We start from the raw sequence: 18,028 nt of genomic DNA, 5'->3' as shown, positions 1-18,028 counted from the left end.
CATTTTGGAGGCCCACGACGTCCCTTGACCCAGCACTCGCGCGACACCCCACAATTTTACCTCACGGCGCCCTCCCCCTGCCCCTATCTGCCGGGCCGGCACGAGCGCAAGGTGTTTACGCACCTCGTAGGTGAGCGCGCCGGTGACCTCAACGACCTCCTGACCCATGGCGGCTTCCGTCGCAGCCAGTCGATCGCCTATCGTCCCGCCTGCGACCAGTGTCGCGCCTGCGTCTCGGTCCGGGTGATCGCCAACGAGTTCCGCCCCTCCCGCAACTTCCGCAAGGTGATCGCGCGCAACGCCGACATCATCGGCGAGCAGCGCAGCGCGGTGCCGACCTCCGAGCAATATTCGGTGTTCCGCGCCTATCTCGATTCCCGTCACCGCCATGGCGGAATGGCCGACATGACCGTGCTCGACTACGCCATGATGGTCGAGGACAGCCATGTCGAAACCCGCATTATCGAATACCGCAAGCGCGGTCCCGACAGCGGCATCACCGGCCGGGGCGAGGAGCTGATCGCGGTCGCGCTGACCGACGTGCTCAGCGACGGCCTGTCGATGGTCTATTCGTTCTTCGAGCCCGGCGAAGTCAGCCGCTCGATGGGCACCTTCATGATCCTCGACCACATCGCCCGCGCTCGCCGGCAGGGATTGCCTTACGTCTATCTCGGCTACTGGATCGAGGGCTCCAAGAAGATGGACTACAAGGCCCGCTTCCTGCCGCAGCAGCGCCTCGCGCCCTCAGGCTGGCTGCGCATCGACGCACAGGGCGATGCGGCCTCCGAGCCGCAGGATTGATCGGCATAGCCGTTCGCCCGCGGGCGACCAATATGCAAGGGCCGTAAGCAGGAGTGACTACGGAGGTATCCTTGTCGCAGACTTACGATCTGATCGCCCGGGCCATTATCGAACGACTTCAGGTGCACTGCTCGTATCAGGGTCACCCGCGCGCCATTTGTCCCGCGTTGCTGGGCCATACGAACGGCGAGGAGTACACACTTGCCTTCCAATTCTCTGGCGGCTCCAGCAAAGGACTTCCTCGCGCAGGCGACTGGAAGTGCCTAAAGATCGCCGAGATGAGGAAGGTCGAGCTTCGTTCAGGCAAGTGGCACGCCGGCTCAAGTCATCGCGAAAGTCAGCAATGCGTGAAAGAGGTCGACCTCGACGTCAATCCGCTCAGCCCATACAAGCCGAAACGCCGCCACGGCCCTGATTGATCACCCGAACAGCGTATCCGCGAGCAGCTTCAGGTTCAAAACCACGATGATGCCGGCAACGATCCAAGCGATCGCCGCCACCCACGCCGGGATTACGAACTTGCCCATCTTGCGGCGGTCGGAGACGAAGCGGACCAGCGGGATGACGGCGAAGGGCAATTGCATCGACAACACGACCTGGCTGAATACTAGCAGATCAGCCGTGCCGCGCTCGCCGTAGATCGCGGTGACGACGATCACGGGAACGATCGCGATGCCGCGCGTCAGCAACCGGCGCGCCCAGCTCGGCAGGCGCAAATCGAGAAAGCCTTCCATCACGATCTGGCCGGCAAGCGTCGCCGTCACCGTTGAATTCAGACCGGAGGCGAGCAGTGCCACCGCAAACAGCGTCGAAGCGATGCCGAGGCCGAGCAGCGGAGACAGCAGCTCGAACGCCTGGCCGATCTCGGCGACGTCGGAATGGCCGCTCTTGTGGAAGGTCGCGGCCGCCACGACGAGGATCGCGGCATTGATGAACAGCGCCAGCATCAGGGCGACGGTCGAATCCGTCGTCGCCCATTTGATCGCCTCGCGGCGGCCCTCGTCGTTGCGCTCATAGGCGCGCGTCTGCACGATCGAGGAGTGCAGATAGAGATTATGCGGCATCACGGTGGCGCCGATGATGCCGATCGCGATGTAGAGCATCTCGGGATTGGTGAAGATCTCGGTCTTCGGCACAAATCCCCTCAGCATCTCGGCAACCGGCGGTGCGGCCGCGGCAAGCTGGACGGTGAAGCAGACTGCGATCACGACGAGCAGCGCGATGACGAAGGCTTCGAGGAAACGGAAGCCGCGATTCATCAGGATGAGCAGCAAAAAGGCATCCAGCGCGGCGATCAGCGCGCCGCCGATCAGGGGAATGCCGAACAGCAGTTTTAGGGCGATCGCCGTGCCGATGACCTCGGCGAGATCGCAGGCGATGATCGCCGCCTCGCAGGCGAGCCACAGCATGAAGTTCACGGCCGGCGAATAGGTCGCGCGGCAGGCCTGCGCGAGGTCGCGATCGGTGACGATACCGAGCCGTGCCGCCAGCGATTGCAGCAGGATCGCCATCAAATTCGAGAGCAGAATGACCGAGAGCAGCGTGTAACCGAACTTGGACCCACCGGCGAGGTCGGTCGCCCAATTGCCGGGGTCCATGTAGCCGACCGAGACCAGATAGCCCGGGCCGACAAAGGCGAGCAGGCGCCGCCACCACACCCCCGCGATGGGGAGGGCGACCGAGGCATTCACCTCGGCCAGGCTCTTGGTCGCAGGCGCGTCGTTGCGCCAGCCGGCGGCGTCTCGGGTCAGATCGGGAGAGCGAGCATCCATGGGGCGAGAATACCGAAGTCGAGCCTTATTGCAACTCATTTGCAACTGCATCTAGCCGGGTGCGTTCCGGTGGCGGTCGCTATGTGCCGCCCCTGTCGGGAAGCGGGTGGGTTTGGCCGTGGTCGGAGGGGATAGTGGCGCCAACCCGACTTTGCAGGAAATGAGCCATGTCAATTCCCCCGCGCCTCCCCGAGACATTCAACCGCCTCGCCTGGTCCAATTTGGCGGCACAGTCGGCCGAACAGATCGCGCTGGCCGCGGCCCCCATCGTCGCGGTGCTGACGCTCGGCGTCGCCGAAGGCCAGACCGGCCTGCTCCAGACCGCGCTGACCCTGCCCTTCGTCCTCTTCGCCATCCCGGCCGGTTTGCTGGCCGACCGCATCTCCCGCCGTTCGCTGATGGCGGGCGCCGAGGCGCTGCGGGCCGCGGCCCTTGCAGCGATCGTGCTGCTGCTCGCGCTCGGCTCGCTCAATCTGCCGCTGCTGGCGCTGCTCGGCTTTGCCGCCGTATGTGGCACCGTCGTCTACAGCGTGGCCGCGCCTGCATTGGTGCCCTCGCTGGTGAGTTCGGACCTGTTACCGGCGGCCAATGCGCGGATCGAGCTCGCACGCACCATCGCCTTCGCCAGCGGCCCTGCGCTCGGCGGCGTGCTGGTCGGGTGGTGGGGCGCGAGCCCGGCCTTCGGCTTTGCGGCCGCGCTATCGGCGATCGCCGTCGTGCTGCTCTCGGGCATCTACGAGCCCGCCCGCACGCCGGCCGCACGGCGGCATCCGTTTCAGGACATCCGCGAGGGCGCGGCCTTCGTGTTTCACCATCCGCTGCTGCGGCCGGTCTTCATCACCCAGTTCATCTTCAACACCGGATGGTTTCTGCAGATCGCGGTGTTCGTGCCCTACGCCGTACGTCACCTCGGCCTGACGGCTGCCGGTGTTGGCGCCGTGCTGACCATGTACGGCGTCGGCATGGTGATCGGCGCGCTGTTCGCCACGCGTGTGATGAAGCGCATCGCGTTCGGCACGGTCGTCGGCCTCGGCCCCGTCACCGGCTTCGTCGCGGCGGTGGTGATGGCGCTGACGGTGCTGATCCCCTCGCCCTGGCTTGCGGCCTTGAGCTTCTTCCTGCTCGGCGTCGGGCCGATCCTGTGGGTGATCTCGACCACGACGTTGCGCCAATCAGTGACCCCGCCTCGCCTGCTCGGCCGCGTCTCCGCCATCAACATCATGAGCTACGGCGCCCGCCCGGTCGGCTCGGCGCTGGGTGCGATCGTCGGCGGCCTCTGGAGCGCGGAAGCCTGCCTCTATCTCGCCGCCGCCGTGTTCGGCGTGCAGGCGCTGGTGATCTGGCTCTCGCCCGCGGTGGCGCTGGACCGGCAGCCGGACATGGTGGGCGACGAGGTGGCGGCGCGGTGTTAGCCGCACCGTCATTGCGAGCGCAGCGAAGCAATCCAGAATCCGTCCGCGGAGACAGTCTGGATTGCTTCCTCGCAAGAGCTCCTCGCAATGACGGAGTATGTTGAAGCAGCTAGCCTAGCCCGCCAGATACCGCTCGTAGCTGCCCGTCACCGGCTCGCTCGCGTCCACCTCCGGATCGAGCGTGTAGAGATCCTGTGCGCGGCCGATGCCACGCAACGCATAGCGGCCGGTGGAGACAAGGTAGCGGCGGCCGGCGGCGTCGAGGCCCTTGTAGAACTCCGCCGAGGCCAGCAGCTCGCGATCGACCGAACGGCTCATCGAGGCGATGCGACTGACCTCGTTCACGGTCGGACCGACCACGGTGAAATCAAGCCGGTCCTCGCTGCCGATATTGCCGTAGAAGACCTCGCCGACATGCAGGCCGATATAGGCGGACGTGGTGGGACGGCCCTCGGCCCCCCGCCGCAGGTTCAGCGCCGCGACGTTCTTGCGGAACAAATGCTCGGCGCGCAGCGCCGCGCGCCGGGCATGCGCCATGTCCTCGCCGGTGAACATCGCGAGCACGCCGTCGCCGATCAGCTTCAGCACGTCGCCGCCGGCGTCGTGGATCGCATCGATCACGGCCTGCGCATAGTCGTTGAGGAACGGGATGATCTCGTCGGGGCCGATGCTCTCGCTGATTCCGGTCGAGCCGCGCAGATCCGAATACCACAGCACGGCGTTGATGCGCTCGGTGACGCCGCGCGAGATACGTCCGCTCAAGACCTGCTCTGACGCATCGCGTCCGAGATAGACGCGGCCGAGCGTGCGCGCGATGTCGACCTGCTGCGCCGACTTGATCGCGAGCCCCAGCACCGGCACGAGATCGCGCAGCGCCGTGAGCTCGGCGTCGGTAAAGCCAACCTCGCGCCGCGTTGTCCAGGAGGAGTAGAGGCAGTCCATCTGCCCGAGCGCGCCGGTCTCACCGAAGCGGTGCACAAAGGCCAGGAAATGGCGGTGCCCCGTTTCGGCGAGCTCGCCGATCTGCGAAAAATCGAGCGAGGGCGCGTCGGCGAGGTCGATCACCATCTTGTCGTGACCATGCTCGAGCAAATGATAGAACACCGACCGGCGCCAATTGTTGGCCGCGTCGCCCTCGGCCGTCGAGCCGTATTCGACCACGTCGCTCTCGTTGGTCGGCGTATCGCTCCAGCGGAAGGCGCGTCCCTCGTAGATCGGGTGCAGCGTATCGATCACGACAAGCCCACGCGAGAGTTCCAGCCCCTCGGCGCGGCAGCGCTCGCAGAAGCCGCGCAGCAGTTCGGGTTCGGGCAGGCCGGTGAGCCCCTGGCCGGCCAACCAGTTCATCAGCGCAAGTCGCGAGGTCAATTGCATGCGCCATTATGCCGTGCATTCGTGACGAGCGAAAGGCGGCGCGCGGACCTTGCGTCAAGGCTCCCACCCGCGGCAGGTCGCATATGTCGCGGACGCTGTTGACGCGCTCCCGCCTCGGGCGGCAAATGCGAACGATGACACCGCCGATCAGAAATACGGGGATATGAGCCAGCGCCAGCTTCCGATCATCCTGGCGCTCGGTACCACGCAGACCCTGGCCTGGGCCTCCAGCTACTATCTGCCGGCGCTGCTCGCCGATCCCATGGCGCGCGATCTCGGCATCTCCTCCAACTGGGTGTTTGGCGCGTTCTCGGCCTCGCTGGTGATCTCGGCGCTGCTCGGCCCGCGCATCGGGCGACAGATCGATCTGGTCGGCGGCCGGCAGGTCCTCTCGGTGTCGAACCTGACCATCGCCGCCGGCCTCATTCTGCTTGGCCTCTCGCAATCCGTGGCGGTGATGGCGATGGCCTGGCTGGTGCTCGGCATCGGCATGGCGATGGGGCTCTACGACGCCGCCTTCGCCGCGCTCGGCCGCATCTACGGCACCGAGGCGCGCAGGCCCATCACCGGCATCACGCTGATGGCGGGCTTTGCATCGACCGTCGGCTGGCCGCTCACCGCCTGGGGCCTCGCCCATATCGGCTGGCGCGACACCTGCTTCGCCTGGGCCGCCGCCAATATCCTGATCGGCCTGCCACTCAACTTCTTCCTGCTGCCGACGATCAAGGGCGCAAGGCAGGCCGCGGCGACAGCGGTGAAGCCACATCTGCCGCTCGACCGCACCATGATCCTGCTCGCGTTCGTCTTCGCAGCGGTCTGGACCGTCACCGGCGCTATGGCCGCGCATTTTCCGCGCATCCTGGAGACCACCGGCGCTACGCCGGTCGAGGCGATCGCGGCCGGCGCGCTGATCGGCCCCGCGCAAGTCGCCGCGCGGGTTCTGGAAGCGGGCTTCCTCAGCCGCTTTCATCCGCTGTGGTCGACGCGGCTCGCCTGCCTCACCCACCCGATCGGTGCGGTGGTCGTGGCGATCTTCGGCGGCGCCGCGGCCAGTGCGTTTGCGCTGTTCCACGGCTCCGGCAACGGCATCCTGACCATCGCGCGCGGCACGCTGCCGCTGTCGATCTTCGGCCCCAAGGATTTCGGCTATCGCCTCGGCATCATCGGCGCGCCGGCACGGATGGCGCAGGCCGTGGCGCCGCTGGCCTTTGGCCTGCTCATCGACGTCATGGGCGCCAAGGTGCTGATCGTCTCGTCCGCACTCAGCCTCTCGGCCCTGGCCGCGCTGTTCATGATCCGCGCGCAACCGCGGCCGGATTGACCGGGCGGGAGCTTTCGCGCACAAGCGCAGCATGACCGAAGACACGCGCCCGCCCCGCACATTCAAAGGCCTCCTGCGCTGGGCGACCACGCCGCCGCAGGCCTGGGGTGTCTATCTCCTCGCCATCATCCTGGTCTGGCTGATCTCCTTCTACGCCGGTTCGCTGAAGCCGAAGAAGGCGCCGGACGCGAGTCCGCCCGCCGTGACCGCACCGCGCAGCTAAACCGTCAACGTTTCGCCGGTCGCGATCCAGATGCCGGCGAACACGGCGACCAGCCCGATCAGCAGATTTGGCGTGATCGGCTCGCCGATCAGCAGCGCGGCAAGCAAGGTGGCAGCGATCGGATTGACCGTCATCGTATTGGCGACGCGCGTCGGCGTCGCGCGCGCGAGTGCCATGACCCAGAGAATGAAGGCGAGCGCGCCGCCCCCGATGCCAAGATAAATGCCGGCAATCCACTGCCCCATCGTGAAGTGTCCGAGCGCTGCGAAACTCCCTTTCACCAGACCCGCCAGCACCAGCACGGCGGCGCCCGCACCCATGCCGACCGTGAGAAAACCGAGCGGGCTGGAGCGCTGCATCAGCGGCCGCGACAGCACGTTGTAGAACGCCATGCAGAACACGGCACCGGTCATGATCAGCTCGCCGCGCCAAGCCCCGGGCGGGCTTTGCGCCAGGCCCGCGGCCAGCGCCGCCGCCACGCCGAGCACGGCGATGCCGACACCAATGATCTTGCGCGCCGTCAGCCGCTCGACGCCGAGGATGGCGCCAACCACCATGGTGTGGAGCGGCAGCGTCGCCAGCGCGAGACTGGCGCGCGCGGCCGTCGTGTAGGAGACTGCGATGTTGTAGAGGATGAAGAACAGGCCGAAAAAACAGATGCCGAGCAGCGCCACGGCCGGCCAGTCGGACCGCCGCGGCCAGCGCACGCCGAGCAGAACCGCGCACGGCAGCAGGCAGAGAAAGCCGATCCCCCAGCGCAGGATCGCGAGCAGGATCGGATCGGCGCCGCCGACCAGATAGCGGGTGATCGCCGCGGCAGTGCCGCCAAGGCTGCTCGACGCCAGCGCGATCGCAACCCCGGCCCACTCACCCACAATCGTCTCCCGTTGCGGAGCCTGCTGAGGGCGCTAGCACGTTCCTGCTGCCACCGTAGTGGCAACAGGGGCGTCGCGGGAAGTTAGTCGTAAAACTCCGGCGACATCTTCTGGCTGTCGCGCTGGACCTTGTCGTGGTTGATCCAGAGCTGCGCCTTCTCCTTCCCGAGCGTGTCGGCGATCTTCTGCATCGAGGCCGCACTCTGGTCCTTGTTGGCGTTCATGCTGGGCACACGGCGGTTGTCCCAGTTGTCTTTGAAGTGCACCGCATCGCCCGACAGCACGACGGCGCCGGTCTTCGGCAGCTTCACCAGCAGCGATTGGTGTCCCGGTGTATGGCCGGGCGTCGACAGGATGGTCACGCTGCCGTCGCCGAACACGTCCTTGTCGCCCGCAAGCAGCTCGACCGGATGCGACGGCTTGAATCGCGGCTCGTTGTTGGCGCCGGGCCAGTCATACTCGGCCTTCTGCACGTAGAGCGTGGCTTGCGGGAACAGCTCGACATTGCCGGTGTGGTCGGGATGGGTGTGCGAGACGGCCATCATCTTGACGTCATCCGGCTTGAGGCCCAGCTGTTCGAGCTGGGCGGCAAGCGTCTTCGGCCGCCGCCAGGTCACCGCCTTGGGATCGGCGGGCGTAAGTCCATTGGGCATCGCGGCGACTGCGTCGGTGATGCCGGTGTCCCACAGGAACCAGCCCTTGGCGTGCTTGACGAGATAGCAGCTGTCGACGAAGTCCATCGTCTTGCCCTCGTTGAGGCCGGGCGTCCAGCGCGAGATGTCGCCGGCGGTGCCCTCCCCGCAATTGAGCACGTAGAGCTTTTCGACACCGGTCTTTTCCGATTGCGCCAGCGCCGCATGGCCGGACAGAGCAAGCGCGGCGACGGTGAGAGCGAGCGTGATCCTTGACGTCATTCGTTCCTCCCTTGCAGCCATTGTCGGCTGTGACCGAGGGTCAACCCCGGCCAGTTCGCAGAATTCCCGCCTCAATGTGGGCAAGTCTCGACCTCGACCGTGACGTGGCTCAGCCCCTTCAGCCCGGCGAGCCGCTTCTTATAGACCGCCGGCTGCTTCGGCTTGTCCGAGACCACCGACACCAGCACGGCGCAATGGCCGGGGCCGACCTGCCACAGATGCAGATCGGTGACGCGGTCGTCGCCGATCTCCATACGCGCCCGGATCACACGCTCGAGCTTCTCGTCGGCGCGCACGTCGAGCAGCACCGCGCCTGATGTCTTGATCAGGCCGAACGCCCAGCTTGCGATCACGGCACTGCCGATCAGGCCGACCGCCGGATCGGCCCAGGCCCGTCCCGAATACATGGCGACCACGAGCGCGGCGATCGCCAGCACCGAGGTCGCCGCATCCGCCATGACGTGGACATAGGCCGCGCGGAGATTGTTGTCGTGATGATGGTGGTGGTGATCATGGTCATGATCATCGTGATCATCATGCGCATGGCCGTGATGGTGATGACCATGGTTATCGCGGAGCAGCCAGGCACTGGCGAGATTGACGCACAGGCCGAGGGCAGCGACCACGATCGCCTCGCCATAGACGATCGGCACCGGATTGATCAGCCGCAGCACGCTCTCATAGGCGATCTCGACCGCGATCAGGCCGAGGATGATCGCGCTGGCGAAGGCGGCGAGATCGCCGAATTTGCCGGTGCCGAAGCTGAAATGCGAGCTCCCCAGGTGCCGCCGCGCAAAGCGATACGCGAACGCGGCAATCCCCAGCGCCGCCGCATGCGTGCCCATGTGCCAGCCGTCGGCGAGCAGCGCCATCGAGCCGAACAGCGAGCCGGCGACGATCTCGCCGACCATCATGACCAGCGTCAGCACGACCACGAGCCAGGTGCGCCGCTCGTTCTCGTCGTGCTTGTCGCCCAGGAAGGCGTGGTCATGAGTCCATTGTTCGATGGAATGGGAATGCATCGCAAAGTCTCCGAAAGGCCCGGGCCGTTGACCCCTAATATAGACCTGCGAGTCTTCTGGGCAAAATCGCCGGAATGAGCCGATTGACAGGTCGGTGCCGTTTCGGTGTAATGAAGGCCATGGGGATTTGAGCGATCTCCCCACGAGGCGACATGCCCAAGTATCGCGTCCCGTTGTTTTCACGAGGGCGCATCATGTCTTCCTACACGACGATATCATCTGACAAACTGGCACGGTTGATCGGCACGGCGAACGCCCCTGCCCTGATCGACGTGCGCACCGACGAGGATTTTGCCGCCGACCGGCGGTTGATCCCGGGTTCGATCAAGCTCAGCCACGACAATGTTCCGGAATGGGGTGCCGAATTCGCGGGCCGCACCGCCATCGTCTCCTGCCTGCGCGGCGCAAAGCTCGCGCAGGGCACGGCGGCCTGGCTCAGGCAGCTTGGGGTCCAGGCCGAGACGTTGGAAGGCGGCTTCGAGGGCTGGAAGGACGCAAAGCTGCCGCTGCTCGACACCCGCAAGCTGCCGCCGCGCGACGCCAAGGGACGCACCGTCTGGGTGACGCGGGCGCGGCCCAAGGTCGACCGCATCGCCTGCCCCTGGCTGATCCGCCGCTTCGTCGATCCCAATGCGGTGTTCTTGTTCGTAGCTCCGTCCGAAGTGGTCGCCGTCGGCGAACGCTTCAAGGCGGCCCCGTTCGACATCGAGAACGTGTTCTGGAGCCACCGTGGCGAGCTCTGCACCTTCGACGTGATGATCGAGGAGTTCGGGATTGCCGCGCCGGCGCTGCTCCGGCTCGCAACGCTGGTGCGCGGCGCCGACACCGGGCGGCCCGACCTTGCGCCGGAGGCCCCCGGCCTGCTCGCAGCTTCGCTCGGGCTGTCGCGGATGTATGATGACGACCTCGAACAGCTCGAGGCCGGCATGCTGCTCTACGACGCCTTCTATCGCTGGTGCCGTGACGCCACGTCCGAGACCCACAACTGGCCGACCAACAAGGCGAAGGCTTGATGGATACCCGTACGATCGAAGCAGGAGCTGATGCCGGTCACGGCGTCAGCTTCAGTGAGGCCTTTCGCGTCTGGCTCCGTGTCGCCTGCCTGAGTTTTGGCGGGCCCGCGGGCCAGATCGCGGTCATGCATCGGATCCTGGTCGAGGAGAAGAACTGGATCTCGGAAGCCCGTTTCCTCCACGCGCTCAATTACTGCATGCTGCTGCCGGGCCCGGAGGCACAACAGCTTGCGACCTATATCGGCTGGCTGATGCACCGCACCGCCGGTGGCCTGATGGCTGGCGGGCTGTTCATTCTACCCGGCATCATCGCCATCATGGGCCTCAGCTATGTCTACGCCGCCTTCGGCAATGTCAGCTTCGTCGAGGCGCTGTTCTTCGGCTTGAAAGCCGCCGTGCTCGCTATCGTCGTCGAGGCCGTGGTGCGCGTCGGCAAGCGAGCATTGAAGAACCGCATCATGATCGCGCTCGCCGTGATCGCCTTCGTCGCGATTTTCTTCTTCGCGATCCCCTTCCCGGTCATCATCATCGCCGCCGGCATCATCGGATATATCGGCGCCAAACAGGGCCGTCCGGAATTCGCGCCGGCCGGTCACGGCCCTGCCGGCAGCAGCGCCGTGATCGACAGCATGCTCGGCGACGCTGTGCCCGAGCATGTCCGCCCCAACACCGTCCGCACGATTCGCGTCGGCGCGTTGTGGCTGGCGCTCTGGCTGGTGCCGGTGATCGCGCTGTTGCTCGCTGTTGGACAGGACAACGTCTTCAGTCACATCGCGCTGTTCTTCTCGAAAATGGCGCTGGTCACCTTCGGTGGCGCCTACGCGGTGCTGGCCTATGTCGCCCAGCAGGCGGTCGAGCACTATCACTGGCTCAAGCCGCACGAGATGCTCGATGGCCTCGGCATGGCCGAGACCACGCCGGGCCCGCTGATCATGGTGCTTCAGTTCGTGGGCTTCATGGCCGCCTACCGCGACGCCAGCGGCCTGTCGCCGATGCTCGCGGCTACCTTGGGCGGATTGCTCGCGACCTGGGTCACCTTCACGCCTTGCTTCCTCTGGATTTTCGTAGGCGCCCCCTACGTCGAACGGCTGCGCGGCAACAAGGGCCTCGGCGGTGCGCTCAGTGCGATTACGGCTGCCGTCGTCGGCGTGATCCTGAACCTCTCGATCTGGTTCGCGCTGCACACCCTGTTCCGCGAGACCGTGCCGGTGCACAGCTTCCCGTTTGCCTTCGACATGCCGGTGCTGACGAGCGTCGATCTCCCCGCGCTCGTGCTGTCGATCGCAGCCGCAACCGCGATCTTTCGGTTCAAGCTGGGGATGTTGACGGTGCTCGCCGGCAGCTGCGCTGCGGGTGTGGCGCTGCGGCTGGCGGGGCTGATTTAGCCTCCAAGCATCGGCTTAAAGGCTGCCTCCATGAGGTCGCAAAATGGGCCAAACCGAGTTCGGCTGCGTCAACCGGAACGTGAGCTAGGACCGGCACTGAATTTGAAAACGGCTTTCTTGCCTCCGGGAGAAGGAATCCCAAAAAGCACGAAATATCCAGCCGGAACGAAGAACAGGGTCAGGAGCGAGGCGACAGCAAGCCCGGACATCATGAGCACCGCCATGGGTTGCCACAACGCGCCGCCGGAGATGGCCATGGGTGCGAGCCCAAGGACCGTAGTGGCCGACGTCAGGAGGATCGGACGAAGACGCTTTCCCGACGCAGCTACGATGGCTTCCCGCAGCGGAAGCGTCTCTCGCTCGATATCGATCTGATCGATCAGAACGATGGCGTTGTTGATGATGATGCCCGACAGGCTGATGATGCCGAGGGTGCCGAAGAACGAGAGCGGTTGTCCGGCCGCCAGCAGGCCGAACGGAATCCCAATCAGGATGAGCGGTATGCTCATGAACGTCAGAAACGTGCGCCGGAAGGAGTTGAACTGCAGGATGATCGCCAGCACCATCACTGCAAGTGCGATCGGAAAGCCCGCAGCGAGCTTCTGGTTCGTCTCCGCGCTTTTCTGGATCTCGCCGCCGACGGTCACGTGATATCCCCCAGTAATGTCCATCTCGTTGAGCCTGGGCTGAATCGTTTCCAAAAGCTGCCCGGCCGTCAGGGAGGTGCTGCGGGCGGTCACCGTGATCGTTCGTTCCTGGTTCTTGCGGCGGATCCGCGCGAAATCGAACCCCGGCTTCAGCCTCGCGACCTGCGCCAGCGAGATGAGGCCGCCGCTCTTTGCGAAGGTGGCGTTGGTGAGGCCTTCCAGGCTCTGCGACGTGTGCGCGCCGGCGCGCAGCACGATTGGGATCGAGTTGTCGCCTTCCCGGTAGATGGACACCGCGGTGCCGGTGAAATACGTGTTCAGGAGCCGAGTGACTTCCTCAGAAGTGACTCCAAGCTGGCGCGCACGGTCCTGGTCGATCTCGACGACCACCTTGACGATCTTGTTGCCCCAGTCGTCATCGTTCTCACGGACGTTCGGCGCCGCCTGCAACAGGGATCGAACCCGTTCGCTGAAAGCGAGCAGCCGGTCACCGTCCGGGCCCGATATCTCCAGCTCCACGACGCCCGATTCGACGGCTCCCATCGCCAGCCGCTTGATCTTGAAGCTTGCTTCCGGGTGATTGGCATAAAGGTATTTCCAGGCACGATCGGCCGCACGCACCGCAGCCTGGTAGTCCGTCGTGTTGACAAGGAAGAACGCGGACGCCGGATCCGGCGGGACTGGGGTCAGAGTGAGATAGAATCTCGGCCCGCCGTCACCCACGTACAGGATTTCGCTGGAGATCTCCGGATTGGCCGTTCTGTCCCCGAGCCACCGTTCGATCTCGCGCGCGCGATCTTCCGTTTGCGAGATGTCGGTCCCGTCAGGCATATTCATGTAGATCAGGAATTGGCTACGTTCGCTGAGCGGAAACATCTCCTTCGGGATGCGCGGGAATTGAGTAAGCGCAATTACGACGAGCGCAATGCAACCGGCCAGGACGATAGGAGAGAAGCGCAAGGCCGAGCCGAGCGCGGAGGCATAGAGCCGCTGCAGGCGAGGCGGCGCCGCATCCTCCTCAGCAGATCCGGCCCGCCGGCCGATCAGCCACACGGTCAGGGCGGGAAGAATGTACATCGCCGTGATCCAGGAGCCGCCGAGCGTGAGCGCCACCACGGCCGCCAGCGAAAACGCATACTCGCCAGACGCGCCCGATAGCAGCATGAGCGGCAGGAACGCAGCGGTGGTGGTGATCGAGGAGATCAGGAGCGGCAGCGCGTACTGCTCTCCGGAGGCGAGCCCGGCCTCTTCGGGAGGCACTCCGCGGCCGATCCGGCTGACGATGTCCTCCACGATCACGACGCCGTTGTCGACCAGCAGACCGAGCGCGATGATGATCGCCGCGATCGAGACCTGCTCCAGCGCGATCCCCAGCGCCCGCATGCCGATCAACGAAAACATCACGGCGAAGGGAACGATCATCGCCGCGATAGTGCCCGCCCGCAGGCCCAGAAAAACGATCACCAGCACTGCCACGACGACGAAGGTCTGGGCCACACTCGAGAGGGCGGAATTGACGGAGGCGCTGACCTGATCGGCCTGGTACGTCGCGAAGAAGACGGCGTAGCCGATCGGAAGCCGCTCCTCATAATCGCCTGCGGCCGCGCGGAGCTTGACTCCAAGCTGCGTGACGTCCTGGTCCGGCTGCATAATGACGCTGAGGACCACGGCGGGACGACCATTGAAATAGATCGGCTTGACCTTCGGGGAGACGTAGTCTCGGCGGACCGTGACGATATCGGCAAGCCGAACCAGGCTGTCGGTGGTCCCGACCCGCGTGAGCATGGTCTCGATCGCCCGCACGTTTGGAAAATCGCCGGAGGTCTCGAGCAGAAGGCGCGTGCCGTCGGCGTTGATGTTGCCGGACGGCAGCACGACATTCTGTCCCTGAAGATCCTTGATCAACGCGTTAACCTGAACGCCGATGGCGGCCATCTTCCGGGTATCGAGCTCGAGCCATACCCGCTCGTCCTGCACGCCGTGAAGCTCCACTTTTGAGATGCCACCGATCTGATAGAGCTTCTTCCGAAAGTCCTCGGCCGCGTCCTTCAGTTCGCGGGGGGAAAAGCCTTCCCCTGTGATGGCGATGGTCGCGATCGCGACATCGCCGAAGTCGCTGTTGACGAACGGTCCGACCACCCCATCGGGCAGCTCGATCTTGGCGTCGGCCATCTTGTCGCGCAGTCGCTGCCAGGTGGCGTTGACGTTCGCGATTTCGTCCTTCAGGTCGACATAGATGGTCAGGGATCCTTCGCCGGCAAGCGTTCGGATGTCCTTGACCTCAGCGAGCTCGCGTACTTTTCGCTCGACGGGAACGGCGACCAGATTCTCCATTCGCTCGGGCGCCATGCCCGGAAAAAGGGCCGACACAACCGCCGTCCGGATGACGATGACCGGGTCTTCGCGTTTAGGGAAGTTCGGATAGAGCCCGATGCCGGCAATCAGCAGACCGATCATGGCCATGATCGTGAATCGGGACCGCGCCAGCCCGAACCGGGTGAGAAGATTCACGGTCCCGCCTCCTCGAACGGAAGCAGCTTCACCTTTTGTCCGTCCGAGAGGTAGGACACCCCTGCCGAGGCGAGGACGTCCCCAGCCTTGACGCCCTCCACCACGACGAGACGATTGTCCCGGATCCCGCCAACGGTGACGGTGCTCTTCTTCACCGTCGAACTTGCCTCGTCGTAGCGAAACACCGTACCGGTGTTCTGCAGGACCTTTCCGCCTTCGGGCACCAGCACGGTGAGCGGAACGAGAAACCCGCTGCGGCCCACGACCAACGGTTCTTCGATCGCGACCTCGACCGACATACCGGCGTTCAGACCAGGGGCATTGTTGTCCAGCCTGACCACAACCGGGAACGCCGATACCTGCTCGGCTTTGGACCCGAGCTCCCTGATCTCGCCCTTGAGCGGAAGATCGGGCTTATCGGCGACCTTGATGGCCACCTTCTGCCCGACCTTCAGGCTCTGGAAGGTCGCGGCCGGCACCAGAAAGGACATTTCGAAGCTGTCGTCGCTGTAGAGGGTAGCGACCGGCTGCCCCGCAGCGACCTGCGCGAAGGATTTGACCTCCACGCGAGCGATGGTCCCGGCGAAGGGAGCCAGCAGCTTGCTGCGATCAAGGTTTTGATCGGCCAATTCGAGCTGGCGGCGCGCCTGGTCGAGCTGGGCTCTCGAGCTGAGCAAGGTGGCGTTAGACTGCTCGAAAGCCGCCTGGGTCGCGACGCCGCGCTTGAGGAGTTCTTCCTTGCGCTGGAAATCGGACTGGGCGTTGTCGAGCTGCGCCTGCGCCTGCTGCACGCCCGCGCTGGCCTGGTCCACCTGGCTCTGCAGCGATCTCGGATCGATTTCGGCAAGAACGTCGCCGAGTTGCACCTTCTGGCCGACGGTGAGGCCGACGGCCTTCAGCTGGCCCCCGATCTCGAAGGAGAGGCTGCTGACGTCGGCCGGCTGCAGAACGCTCGGGAAGCGCCGAACGCGGCTTTCCGCCGTCGCGGCCACCTTGTAGGCGCGCAGACCGCGGACCGGCTGTTCGCTCGCCTCCTTCTTCTTTTCCCCGCAGCCCTGCAAGCCGACGACAAGGAGCGTCAAGATGCCAAATCGCGTAAGATGTCGGATCATCGAGCGCTCCTCGAATCCTATCGAATTTGATCCTTCGGCCTGGCGGCGTCGTTCCGCGAGCTCACGGCACTACCGCGAAAAACAGAAACGCGGCGAAGATGACCAGATGCACGACGCCCTGCAGCACCGTGGTCCGCCCGGTGCCGAGTGTGATGACACTCAACAGCAGCGTGAGCATGAGCAGCCCCAAATCCTTTATGTCCAACCCGAGTTCGAGCCGATATCCCATGACGATCGAGACAGCCGCGACGGCGGGAATGGTCAGGCCGATGGTCGCGAGCGCCGAGCCGAGGGCGAGGTTGAGACTGGTCTGAAGCCGGTCGCTTTGCGCCGCCTTGATGGCCGCCACTGCCTCCGGAAGAAGAACGAGTGCGGCGATGATCGTGCCGACGACTGCCTTAGGGACCTGGAGATAATCGATAGCGCGCTCCACGCTGGGGGTAAGGACTTTCGCAAGCCCCACGACGGCCACAAGGGAGACGACGAGGAGAGCGGCACTCAGGCTGGTCGTTCCCTTGTCCGGAGGAGGCGAATGCTCGTCGGCCGCGGCACCTTTCGCGGCTAGGAAATAGTCACGGTGTCTGACCGTCTGAACGAAGACGAACGCGAGGTACAGAATCAAGGACGCAAGCGCGGCAAAGATGAGCTGCGAGGTGTTGTACAGCGGACCGAGCTCTTGGGCTGCAAGGTTCGGAAGCACCATCGTGAGGCTGGTGAGAGCCACCAGCACGGCGAGAGCGGCACTGGCGCCTTGCGCCTGGAAGCCCTGTTCATGGTGGCGCACGCCGCCCCACAGCAGACAAGCACCTACGATGCCGTTACAGACGATCATGACTGCCGCGAAAACCGTGTCGCGGGCCAGCCCGGCCTTCTCGGCAGGCGCGCCGATCATCACCGAGACGATGAGCGCCGTCTCGATCACCGTCACGGCCAACGCCAGGATCAGCGTGCCGAACGGCTCGCCGACGCGGTGAGCGACCACCTCGGCGTGATACACGGCGGCGAAGACCGTGCCGAACAGAGCCGCTCCGGCGGCGGCGTCGATGACCCCGCCTTTGCCGAGAACGAAACTGATCAACAGGACGCCCCACGCCAGCCCTGGCCAAATCCACGTCCACCGAGCTGTCCCTGCTACAGCCATGGCGACTCTCCCTGAACGTGTCCCCGCTAGGTGTGAGACTCTTCAGTTGCATCATACTCAGGAAATGGCATGGCCAAAAGACATCGCATCACAATTTCGGAACAATGTTGCTTCTGGCGGATAGCTCCAGACGCCTCCCTGGAGCGCGGTGCGCCAAAGGGCGAAACACTGCGAAAGTGTGCCGCCTTGGCCAGTCAAGTGCACCTGGCAAAAATATTCCACTTTACCGAAATTCGGATTTGACGTACAAGCGATACACCCTGGCCCGAGACAAGGGGCGGATCGCGATCGTCACGAACCGCGGGCTGGGCAGCGATGGACGCGACGGCGTCGGGCATAACAGGCATTGCAGGGCGGCTTCGGCTGCGAGCAATGGCTTTCGTGCCTACGACACGATGCCGAAAGCGTCTTCGCATGGCTTCGGGTGTGAGCACACGCCAGCACTCGAAGCGACATGCGAGGACGTGCGCGGACGAACAAGTCGTGTGGTCCTGACGCCCGGGGT

General features: G+C 64.9%; 16 protein-coding genes. 8 read left to right on the top strand and 8 right to left on the bottom strand.

Translation table 11 applies throughout. From position 1 onward, the window contains the following. Positions 1–24 precede the first annotated feature (24 nt). Together AC0L3U_RS29345 and AC0L3U_RS29340 are read left to right on the top strand one after the other, a co-directional pair. Entirely contained in the window at positions 25–801 is a 777-nt protein-coding gene (locus AC0L3U_RS29345) for an arginyltransferase (protein WP_007603416.1), read from the top strand. Positions 802–872: 71 nt separating this feature from the next. Beyond that, positions 873–1,220 (top strand): hypothetical protein, encoded by a 348-nt coding sequence (locus AC0L3U_RS29340; RefSeq protein WP_473364140.1) that lies wholly within the window; start codon positions 873–875, stop codon positions 1,218–1,220. On the opposite strand, the gene AC0L3U_RS29335 is transcribed toward AC0L3U_RS29340, so the two are convergent. Then, the gene (locus tag AC0L3U_RS29335; protein WP_473364139.1) at positions 1,221–2,573 is read right to left on the bottom strand and encodes an Nramp family divalent metal transporter; all 1,353 of its coding nucleotides are present in this window, start codon (positions 2,571–2,573) and stop codon (positions 1,221–1,223) included. It lies immediately after the preceding gene. Positions 2,574–2,740: 167 nt separating this feature from the next. On the opposite strand from AC0L3U_RS29335, the gene AC0L3U_RS29330 reads away from it, so the two are divergent. Next, positions 2,741–3,985, top strand: a complete 1,245-nt coding sequence (locus AC0L3U_RS29330) for an MFS transporter (protein ID WP_473364138.1) — start codon at positions 2,741–2,743, stop codon at positions 3,983–3,985. 114 nt (positions 3,986–4,099) lie between these two features. On the opposite strand, the gene AC0L3U_RS29325 is transcribed toward AC0L3U_RS29330, so the two are convergent. Further along, on the bottom strand, positions 4,100–5,359 hold the full coding sequence (locus tag AC0L3U_RS29325) for an adenylate/guanylate cyclase domain-containing protein (RefSeq protein ID WP_473364137.1): 1,260 nt from the start codon (positions 5,357–5,359) through the stop codon (positions 4,100–4,102). 163 nt (positions 5,360–5,522) lie between these two features. Between AC0L3U_RS29325 and AC0L3U_RS29320 the strand changes: the two genes are divergently transcribed. Both AC0L3U_RS29320 and AC0L3U_RS29315 read left to right on the top strand, forming a co-directional pair. Beyond that, positions 5,523–6,680: an MFS transporter gene (locus AC0L3U_RS29320; protein WP_473364136.1), complete on the top strand. Its 1,158-nt coding sequence runs from the start codon at positions 5,523–5,525 to the stop codon at positions 6,678–6,680. A 31-nt stretch (positions 6,681–6,711) separates the two neighbouring features. Then, on the top strand, positions 6,712–6,903 hold the full coding sequence (locus AC0L3U_RS29315) for a hypothetical protein (RefSeq protein WP_354128887.1): 192 nt from the start codon (positions 6,712–6,714) through the stop codon (positions 6,901–6,903). Here the strand turns inward: AC0L3U_RS29315 and AC0L3U_RS29310 are convergent. The 3 genes from AC0L3U_RS29310 to dmeF form a co-directional block, all read right to left on the bottom strand. Further along, positions 6,900–7,778 (bottom strand): DMT family transporter, encoded by an 879-nt coding sequence (locus AC0L3U_RS29310; protein WP_473364135.1) that lies wholly within the window; start codon positions 7,776–7,778, stop codon positions 6,900–6,902. The genes AC0L3U_RS29315 and AC0L3U_RS29310 overlap by 4 nt on opposite strands. Before the next feature lie 83 nt (positions 7,779–7,861). After that, positions 7,862–8,692 carry an N-acyl homoserine lactonase family protein gene (locus AC0L3U_RS29305; RefSeq protein ID WP_473364134.1) on the bottom strand — a complete coding sequence of 277 codons (831 nt, stop codon included), beginning with the start codon at positions 8,690–8,692 and terminating at the stop codon, positions 7,862–7,864. Positions 8,693–8,763: 71 nt separating this feature from the next. Beyond that, on the bottom strand, positions 8,764–9,714 hold the full coding sequence (dmeF, locus tag AC0L3U_RS29300) for a CDF family Co(II)/Ni(II) efflux transporter DmeF (RefSeq protein WP_473364133.1): 951 nt from the start codon (positions 9,712–9,714) through the stop codon (positions 8,764–8,766). 194 nt (positions 9,715–9,908) lie between these two features. Between dmeF and AC0L3U_RS29295 the strand changes: the two genes are divergently transcribed. Both AC0L3U_RS29295 and chrA read left to right on the top strand, forming a co-directional pair. Continuing rightward, positions 9,909–10,727 (top strand): chromate resistance protein ChrB domain-containing protein, encoded by an 819-nt coding sequence (locus AC0L3U_RS29295; protein ID WP_026233570.1) that lies wholly within the window; start codon positions 9,909–9,911, stop codon positions 10,725–10,727. Then, complete coding sequence (gene chrA / locus AC0L3U_RS29290) at positions 10,727–12,112, top strand: chromate efflux transporter (RefSeq protein ID WP_473364132.1); 1,386 nt, start codon at positions 10,727–10,729, stop codon at positions 12,110–12,112. Before AC0L3U_RS29295 ends, chrA begins: the two co-directional genes overlap by 1 nt. Before the next feature lie 68 nt (positions 12,113–12,180). On the opposite strand, the gene AC0L3U_RS29285 is transcribed toward chrA, so the two are convergent. From AC0L3U_RS29285 to AC0L3U_RS29275, 3 genes are all read right to left on the bottom strand, one after another. Further along, the gene (locus AC0L3U_RS29285; RefSeq protein WP_473364131.1) at positions 12,181–15,270 is read right to left on the bottom strand and encodes an efflux RND transporter permease subunit; all 3,090 of its coding nucleotides are present in this window, start codon (positions 15,268–15,270) and stop codon (positions 12,181–12,183) included. Next, positions 15,267–16,382, bottom strand: a complete 1,116-nt coding sequence (locus AC0L3U_RS29280; protein WP_473364130.1) for an efflux RND transporter periplasmic adaptor subunit — start codon at positions 16,380–16,382, stop codon at positions 15,267–15,269. Before AC0L3U_RS29280 ends, AC0L3U_RS29285 begins: the two co-directional genes overlap by 4 nt. 61 nt (positions 16,383–16,443) lie before the next feature. Beyond that, on the bottom strand, positions 16,444–17,523 hold the full coding sequence (locus AC0L3U_RS29275; RefSeq protein ID WP_473348579.1) for a calcium:cation antiporter: 1,080 nt from the start codon (positions 17,521–17,523) through the stop codon (positions 16,444–16,446). A 239-nt stretch (positions 17,524–17,762) separates the two neighbouring features. Between AC0L3U_RS29275 and AC0L3U_RS29270 the strand changes: the two genes are divergently transcribed. Continuing rightward, positions 17,763–18,028 (top strand): hypothetical protein (locus AC0L3U_RS29270; protein WP_473364129.1); only part of this gene is annotated, 266 nt, incomplete at its 3' end.

Source organism: Bradyrhizobium sp. Kon69, assembly GCF_055807515.1.
The sequence above is the reverse complement of the archived record's forward strand: the minus strand, read 5'-3'. Positions and strand labels throughout refer to the sequence as shown.